The sequence below is a fragment of the Caballeronia catudaia genome, from assembly GCF_001544755.2.
GTDB classification, from domain to species: Bacteria; Pseudomonadota; Gammaproteobacteria; order Burkholderiales; family Burkholderiaceae; genus Caballeronia; species Caballeronia catudaia.
The window spans coordinates 66,302-74,389 of the sequence record NZ_FCOF02000032.1 but is presented as its reverse complement, the minus strand read 5'-3'; the positions used below and the strand labels follow the sequence as shown (position 1 = coordinate 74,389).

At 57.9% G+C, this 8,088-nt stretch carries 6 protein-coding genes; 3 read left to right on the top strand and 3 right to left on the bottom strand.

Features of this window, described 5'->3' with window-relative positions:
• Nucleotides 1–735 (top strand): reverse transcriptase domain-containing protein (locus AWB75_RS26410; protein WP_200823037.1); only part of this gene is annotated, 735 nt, incomplete at its 5' end.
• A gap of 83 nt (nt 736–818) precedes the next feature.
• Here AWB75_RS26410 and AWB75_RS26405 read toward each other — a convergent pair.
• Nucleotides 819–2,045: an ISL3 family transposase gene (locus AWB75_RS26405; RefSeq protein ID WP_061126991.1), complete on the bottom strand. Its 1,227-nt coding sequence runs from the start codon at nt 2,043–2,045 to the stop codon at nt 819–821.
• On the opposite strand from AWB75_RS26405, the gene pyk reads away from it, so the two are divergent.
• Nucleotides 1,989–3,200, top strand: a complete 1,212-nt coding sequence (gene pyk, locus AWB75_RS26400; protein WP_268807872.1) for a pyruvate kinase — start codon at nt 1,989–1,991, stop codon at nt 3,198–3,200. The two genes, AWB75_RS26405 and pyk, sit on opposite strands and share 57 nt — an antisense overlap.
• Nucleotides 3,201–3,627: 427 nt before the next feature.
• Here pyk and AWB75_RS26395 read toward each other — a convergent pair whose 3' ends face one another.
• Together AWB75_RS26395 and AWB75_RS26390 are read right to left on the bottom strand one after the other, a co-directional pair.
• Nucleotides 3,628–5,538: a TRAP transporter large permease gene (locus tag AWB75_RS26395; protein ID WP_087086855.1), complete on the bottom strand. Its 1,911-nt coding sequence runs from the start codon at nt 5,536–5,538 to the stop codon at nt 3,628–3,630.
• The gene (locus AWB75_RS26390; protein ID WP_061126980.1) at nt 5,535–6,563 is read right to left on the bottom strand and encodes a TRAP transporter substrate-binding protein; all 1,029 of its coding nucleotides are present in this window, start codon (nt 6,561–6,563) and stop codon (nt 5,535–5,537) included. Before AWB75_RS26390 ends, AWB75_RS26395 begins: the two co-directional genes overlap by 4 nt.
• Nucleotides 6,564–7,266: 703 nt before the next feature.
• On the opposite strand from AWB75_RS26390, the gene AWB75_RS26385 reads away from it, so the two are divergent.
• Nucleotides 7,267–8,037 (top strand): glutaredoxin domain-containing protein, encoded by a 771-nt coding sequence (locus tag AWB75_RS26385; RefSeq protein ID WP_235012253.1) that lies wholly within the window; start codon nt 7,267–7,269, stop codon nt 8,035–8,037.
• Nucleotides 8,038–8,088 lie beyond the last annotated feature (51 nt).

Below are 8,088 nucleotides of genomic sequence, written 5' to 3'. Positions count from 1 at the left end.
TGGCTCAAGGCGCCTGTGCAAATGCCGGACGGGACCGTAGTGAAACCGGACAAGGGCACCCCGCAGGGTGGTGTCGTTAGTCCGGTGCTGGCTAATCTGTTTCTTCACTATGCGTTCGACCGGTGGATGCAAAAGTCCTATCCGGACGTGCCGTTCGAGCGTTACGCCGATGACGCCATTTGTCACTGCATGAGCGAAGCGCAGGCTCGGCGGCTCAAGCAGGAACTGGAGGCCCGGCTTGCGGAGTGCAAGCTGGATCTGCATCCAGAAAAGACCAAAATCGTGTACTGCAAGCAGGCCAACAGGCGTGCAGACTATCCGATCTGTCAGTTCGACTTCCTGGGCTATACGTTCAGACCGCGAAGTGTCATGAACCGGATGGGTAAGCTGTCCGTCGGCTTCACTCCGGCCGTAAGCAACAAGGCAGCCCGAGCGATGCGTCAGGAGATGCGCCGCAAGGGGCTGTTGCGTCGATACGATCTGGATCTGAACGACTTGGCGGACCAAACACGCCCGATCCTGCGAGGTTGGATGCAGTACTACGGGCGGTTCACTCGCTCTGCGCTCGCCAAGGCGCTACGTGCGGTCGATGCCGCACTGGTGCACTGGGCGCAACGGAAATACAAGTCTCTCCAGCGCCGTAAGGCACGGGCATGGGTCTGGCTAGCGGGGGTCAAGTCTCGTCAGCCCGGCTTGTTTGCCCACTGGGGTATAGAGGCGACGGTTGGGCGATAGGAGCCGGATGAATCGAGAGATTCACGTCCGGATCTGCGAGAGCGTGGGGGTGCGATTCCCTTGCGCTACTCGACTAACGCGGCTCACGAGGCATGCGGGTTGAAGCCGGCGAAATCGAGTTTGCCTGCGATGAGAAAGAGCACGGTGCGCATGGTAGTAAAACGCGTGTAGCCGCGCGCCTTGCGCTTGGCGGCTTGAAACAAGCCGTTGATGGCCTCTATAAAGCCGTTGGTCTGGCGGGTCTGCGTCCAGGCAACGATGCCGTCGAAGTGCCGGCGAATCAGACGTGCGACGTCCTTCATCGGCTCGACTTTCGAGCGCATGACGTTGGCGCACCACTGCCGCAACATCTCGGAGACGACATGGATTTGCTTGCGCTCGAGAATCTCGCGCAACTGCTCGCGATACAGCCATGCGCGGGCAGTGCGCTTGGTGGCGTACTGCCTGACAAGCGCCTCAAGGTCGGTCAATTGCGCAAGATTCAGTTTGTTCGCGTCCTTGAGCAGCGTCCAGCGCATCCCTTTGAGTTCCGGGTCGGCTTTCTGTTGTTGGCGGCGCACCGTATCAAGCGCCTTGGACGCATGTGCGACGACGTGAAACTTGTCGAACGTCACTCGCGCATTGGGCAGATGTTCGCCCACGCCCTTGATGAACGCGGGCGACATGTCGATGCTCACGGAGGTGACTTGCTCGGGCGTGCCGTGGTGCTGGTTAAGGTACGCGGCAAAGCCCTCAATCGTCTTCGCGTCGCGGCCGGCCGTGACAAACACGACGCGCCGCGCCTGCATATCGGCGACCAGCGTCAGGTACTCGTGGCCGCGCCGGTACGAGGTCTCGTCAATGGCTACCGAGCTCACGTCCGACAGATTCGCCGATGCCAGCGCCAGTTCCACATAGCGCGAACAGATGGCATGAACCCGGTGCCACGACAGATTGACGATGCGAGCCACAGCGGCAAACGGCATCTGCTGCGCCAGCATCAGCACCAGCGCTTCGAACAGCAACGTGAAACCGTCGAGCTGACCGACCCATTCCGGCTCGACCAGCCGTACTGAGCCATCGGGCAAGCGCACGCGCGGCACCCGCACTTCCAGATAGCACTCGTGCTGAAAGAAGTTCAGGTGGCGCAACCGCTTGATTTGCGTGTCATGCACCGGGTGTTCGCCGGCAACCCCGGGGTAGGCGAAGCGGCTGCCGGCGACAAAGTCCACGGCAATCGTGAGCTGCCGTTTGGTCGTGTCGAAGTCGACGCCTTGCACGTACCACGGGGCCTTGATTCCCAAGGCGGCTTCAAAGAGTTGATTCGTCATGTTCGCTTCGTCTCGCATGGCTGGTTGCCGCATTCTGCAGCAACCAGCCATGCACCAGCTTATCGATTCAGGGCGCCTCAAGGGTTCGCTGCGCCGGGCTCACGCCCGCCCTCGACCCGCCAAACCGCCCACTCGGATTTCAAAAGAGGCAAAATTGTCGACGCGTCGCTTACCCGCATGACGACCGAAGTCGTCATCGGCGGCCTACTTTCCGACCGAAAAGGCGTCAACGTTCCGAGCGTCGTTCTCCCGATTCCAGCACTGACCGATAAGGACAAGCAAGACCTGCAATTCGGTCTGGAACAAGGCGTAGAGTGGGTCGCACTGTCCTTTGTGCAGCGGGCGGACGATGTGCGCGACGCGCGTAATCTGATTAAAGGCCGGGCTAAGATTATGGCCAAGATCGAGAAGCCGTCCGCCGTCGATTCGATCGAGGGAATCATCGAGGCTTCCGACGGAATCATGATCGCGCGTGGCGATATGGGCGTTGAGTTGCCACCCGAGGAAGTTCCGGTGATTCATAAGAGAATCGTGAGTTTATGCCGGGAAGCCGGAAAGCCGGTTGTTGTAGCAACGCAAATGCTGGAGTCGATGGTGAGCTCTGCCGTGCCCACGCGAGCAGAGACATCCGACGTAGCGACGGCCGTTTTTGATGGCGTCGACGCCGTTATGCTCTCCGCAGAGTCCGCGTCAGGGGCCTTTCCAGTTCAAGCGGTCTCGATGATGAATAGAATTATCGAACGCACAGAAAACGCACCGTCGTATCGTCAACTGCTGAGAGCGGTTAGGCAGCCTGCCTCCGCCGACACACCCGAGGCGATCAGCGCAGCGATCTTTACCATTACATCGATGTTGTCGATCGCAGCGATCGTCGCCTACACCACTTCCGGTGCAACGGCAGCCCGGATTGCTCGCGAACGGCCTGCCGCTCGCATTCTGTCGCTCACCCCTGATGAGGCCGTTGCACGTCAACTTGCGTTGACCTGGGGCGCCTGCCCTCTGCATGTCGACGACGCGGACAACATCGAAGATATGGTCACGAAGGCTACAGCGGCAGCGCATCGGCTCGGTGTCGCCCGCCACAGACCGCTACTGATCGTAGCAGGTGTTCCGTTCGGCACGCCTGGCACCAGCAATCTTCTAAGAATCGTCTAACCTTCCTAACATCCTATTACACGTCGAGAACGGCGACGGGCTGCCCGTCTCATGAGTTTCGGCACGGCGCTGGCATCTGCAATGGTTACGAAAAAAAGGAATCACAAAAAGCCACGACACCGATCAGCGCTGTCCAAGCAAATGCTCCTTCCGCTTCCCTTGCCGCTTGTCAAAGAACGGTCTTTCGTCTCGCACGTCGCCCTCGCTTCATTCCAATCCGGCCACGGCAGCCAGAATTTTCTATATCAACTCATCCGAACAACATACCTCTCATATCTGATGCGGAACGAGGCATTGGCATTGCGTCGGAAATCGTCGCGCTCCCGACCGCAGGCGCAGCATCGCGCACAATCGCCCGAAGAGACATGCCAAACAAAAAAGGCTGGACGTGTGTCCAGCCTCTTAAGCCCTTTCGTTATACCGGCCTTTAGCTTTTTAAAAAGCCGGTGGAAATCCAAGGTACCGCCGCGATCACCGCGATGCCAATGAACAGTGCAGTCATATAACCCATGATCGGTCGGATGCCCAAGTTCGGCGAGATCTTGCTAACTGCACACGCCCCGTAATAGCCGACTCCGAACGGCGGCGAAAACAGCCCCAACCCCATCGAGAGAATCACAACCATCGCGTATTGAACCTCATGGATACCAACAGCTCGGGCGATGGGGAAAAGTAGCGGTCCGAACAGCACAATCGCCGGAATTCCCTCGAGGACGCTGCCCAAGATGATGAACATGAAGATTGACACAACCATGAACGTGAATGCGCCTCCCGGCAAGTGCTGCATGAAATTGGCCAATCCATGAGAGAAGCCAGACTGTGTCAGCGCCCACGCCATCGCGGTAGCCGTACCAATGATGATGAGGATCGCTCCAGAAAGAGCGGCCGTCTCCACGAGCATGGGGCCGATACGCTTCCAACTAAAGCATCGATACACCAAGAGGCCGACGACAACAGCATACGCGATGCCGACGGTCGAGACTTCCGTTGCCGTGGCCACGCCTTCCACCACAGCCATGCGGATGACAACCGGAAGGGCCAAAGCCGGGATCGAGACCACAAACGCCTTTCCGACCAGGGACCACGCAGCCCTCGTGGATGAAGTGGGCTCAAACTTCCGAGCCCGCCACCAGACAAGCAAGCACAGCATGAACGCCAATACAAGGCCCGGCAACAAACCGCCGGTAAAAAGCGCGGAAATTGATACGCCCGTAACCGATCCGATCGTGATCAGCACGATGCTGGGTGGGACCGTTTCGGTTTGCGCGCCGGTCGCCGACAGCAGTGCGACGAGCTCGCCGGGATTCTCGCCCCGCTTCTTCATCTCGGGGAACAGAATCGGAGCAACGGCTGCCATATCGGCCGCCTTTGAACCAGAGATCCCTGAAATCAGATACATCGCGCCGACCAAAACATAGGAAAGGCCGCCCCGGACGTGGCCTAGCAACGATGCCAGAAAGTTGATCATCGCCCGCGCCATGCCCGTCATTTCAATGAGAAGCCCGAGGAAGACGAACATCGGCACGGCCAGCAGAAGGATCTGAGACATTCCTTCGTCCATGCGGCTAACGACGATCTCTAACGGCATGGAGGTTGATAACGAAAGGTAGGCAAACACGGAAAGACCGAAGGAGAATGCGATGGGCATTCCGCTCAAGACCGTGAAACCGACTACGCCAACGAAGAAGATTACGAGGTTGAGGTTTCCGAGCGATTGCAGAACCGGTCCGGCATGTTCCAGCGCAAACACAGCCACTAACGACAAAGCAATCCCTGTGATGGCAGTCTTCGGGCCAATTGCGAGCAATTTGACCACGCAGATCAGCAGCATCGACACGACCCCGAAGATGATGGCCGCGACGCGTAGACCGTCGTTGATCTCCATCGTCGGAGTCAAAATATCCCACTGCTGCTTGATGTAAGCGATCGATGGAACAAGTATGAGCCCGAGAAAAAGCATGCTCGCCACCAGCGAAATGGTGTCCCAGAAAGGATCCCAGTGCTCGCCCATGCGGTTGACCAGAGCCGTCATGCGCATGTGGCTTCCTCGATGCAACGCCGTAGCGGCACCTGTCATCGCGAGCCACAGAAACAGGATGGCGGCAAGTTCGTCGCTCCAGACTAGCGGGTGATGCAAGACATAACGAGCAACAACGCCGCTGAAAAGCAGGACCACTTCTGCGAGAACCAGCAGTGCCGCCGGCACAGAGACGATCAGGCCGAGCGCGAAGTCCACACGGGACAGCCATCGGGGCATAGTCTTCGTTGTGTGGTGGACGGTTGCGCTAGTCTGTTGTTCGAGTGCGTCGTCCACATCTTTCAGCGTTTCCGTTCTCATGCCAGCTTCCCCGTGTATTTCTCCATGAGACTCCATTCTTCGTCGCCGAAGTATTGCTTCTGCTCCGTGTAGAAGTTCGCGGATTTCAAGGTTTGGCGAAACGCGTTGGCGTCAGCGGTGTTGAAGGCAAGCCCTCTGCCTTCAAGCGTCTTTTGCAAGGAGGCGTTCAGTTGAATCACATCTTGGCGTTGCTTCAACGCCCCGGCATTGAGGTGCTTTGAAACGATGTCTCGGACAGTGGGCGGCAGTTTTTCCCACGCTGTCTTGTTCCCCAACAACCAGTAGCCATCCCACATGTGGTTCGTCATCGAGCAATATTTCTGGACTTCATAAAGCTTCGCGGCGTCCACTACTGCGAGCGCGTTTTCCTGCCCGTCGACGACCTTTGTCTGCAAGGACGAATAGACCTCGTTGAAGCTGATTGACGCGGGGGCTGCGGAAAGCGCCTTGAACAGCGAGATCCAAAGGCGACCACCCGGGACGCGAATCTTCATGCCCTGCAGGTCGGCAGGCGTCTTGACAGGCTTCGTACTGGTCGTGATTTGGCGGAACCCGTTGTTCCAGATCTTGTCCTGAACAACCAGGTTCGCCTTTCCGATAAGCCCGCGAATATGGGCGCCAAGATCGCCATCGAACGCTGCGAATACCTGGTCGTAGTCCTTATACGCGAAGCCGACACCAGAAATGGACGCCTTCGGAACGAGCGTCGACAAGGTATTTGCGCCCGACACCGTATAAAACTCCAGTGCCCCGGCCCGCAGCTGCGAAAACATATCCGGGTCGCCGCCGAGCTGGTTATTAGGGAACACACGAAGGTCAAACCGTCCGTCGGTTTCCTTCTTGATCGCCTCCGACGCCTCTTGGATACGAACATTCAGCGGATGGTTTGCAGGCAGGTTCGTTCCGACCTTATACGAAAATTCTGCGGCGTTGGCGCGCCGAACCCACGGACCACCCAATCCTGCCGCTGCGACAACGGCGGCTCCGGTTCCGGTGATGAGAAAATTTCTGCGATTGAATCCCATGTTGTCTCCGACAATTTGGATAATGGTCCGTGAAGGACTCGCGCTTTAGATGCTTATCCGCTCCTCCCCGACAAAGTGGTCGAATGAGCGTGTGCGTGCGCTTATGTTTTGACGCGCCCGTGAGGATCGGCGCGTGCAATTAGATTAGCGGAGGTGTCGCCTCCCAACAAACGACTTTATCTCGGCCGACGGTGAGAAAAACTCGCTGGAGGCGCGTTCGACAGGCGACGGCACCCGAAGACATCTCCGACGCTGCGCATTAAATGCGGAATGAAAGCCGCGTAGATGGTTGACACCGGCGCATCGACGCCTCCGGGCTTTGCCCAGCAGAAGCGAGCTGACGGACAATACTTGACGCGTGCGGTGGTTTGGGAGACGGTCGCGCTCGGAACAAGTCAGCGAGTACACGGACCTCCGTACACGCTTAAAAGTATTCCGCTATGAAAAAAACTCGTCGGGTGAAGCGAGCTTTCGGCGTCACCACTGCTGTCCACAGGCGGCGAGCCGCTCTTGACACCAACAGCGGGCCTTCGAAAGTTGTGCGACCCCGCACGGGTGCCCTACGTTAGCCGCGCTGGCCAACGTTTATTGAGTGTCTTGTTTCGGGCCCTCTGTTTTTCCGATGGCCCATCTTAAATCCATGCTTCTTGGCGGGCTTTTCTGTGTGTACGATTTTTTCACCGACACAACGAGAGGTGAAGACATGCAAGCGGCGTCTCCTGAAATCAGCGTTTTCTGGCAGCCGGGCTGCTCAAGCTGCGTGAGAGTCAAGGAGTTCCTCACTCGACTCGAGATCCCATTCAAGTCTGTCAACGTCCTCTCGGACACGCAAGGCCGCGATGAACTTCGCCGTCTCGGCGCGCGCTCAATCCCGATCGTGTCCAAGGGAGACGAGTTTGTGTACGCTCAATCGATCGAAGACGTCGCGCGTTTCGTCGACCGCATGGACGCAATCACGGATCGCCTGCCGCCCGAGATTCTCTACGCGAAGTGGACCAAGGTTTTGGGTGTGGCGCTCGCGATCATTCCGTTGATACCAGAGGCCGAATTCGACGCTCCGTTTCGCCCAGGCGTGCCTCGCACCTATCGCGATCTCAGCTACCACATTTTCCAGGTCGTTGACGCTTTCTTGCAAACTGTGCAGGACGGACTTGAGGATTGGACCGTCGTCGCGAATGTCGACGCGCCGGCGCGCATTCAAAAGAAGAATGACGTCGTCGTGGAAGGCAAGGCGCTTGCAGAAGAACTCCAGCATTGGTGGCTTACTCTGGAGGACAAGTCCTGCCAACACCCACTGAAAATGTTTTATGGGGAACATCCCTTACATCAATTCCTCGAGCGGTCTACGTGGCACTCAGCGCAGCATACCCGCCAACTTATCTCGCTTCTTTCAGAAAAGGGCATCGACCTTCCATCGAAACTCGAGGCGGATGATTACCAGGGGCTCCCGCTACCGAAAGGATTGTGGACTTGACTTGTTGAGCGGCGATATTGCCCTCGCAAGCGCAGCCCCGGCCGCAGAGTA

Coding starts and splice junctions, on each gene's coding strand:
- AWB75_RS26405 (WP_061126991.1), bottom strand. CDS start 2,045: ATGACGAATCAACTCTTTGAAGCCGCCTTGGGAATCAAGGCCCCGTGG.
- AWB75_RS26395 (WP_087086855.1), bottom strand. CDS start 5,538: ATGAGAACGGAAACGCTGAAAGATGTGGACGACGCACTCGAACAACAG.
- AWB75_RS26390 (WP_061126980.1), bottom strand. CDS start 6,563: ATGGGATTCAATCGCAGAAATTTTCTCATCACCGGAACCGGAGCCGCC.
- AWB75_RS26385 (WP_235012253.1), top strand. CDS start 7,267: ATGCAAGCGGCGTCTCCTGAAATCAGCGTTTTCTGGCAGCCGGGCTGC.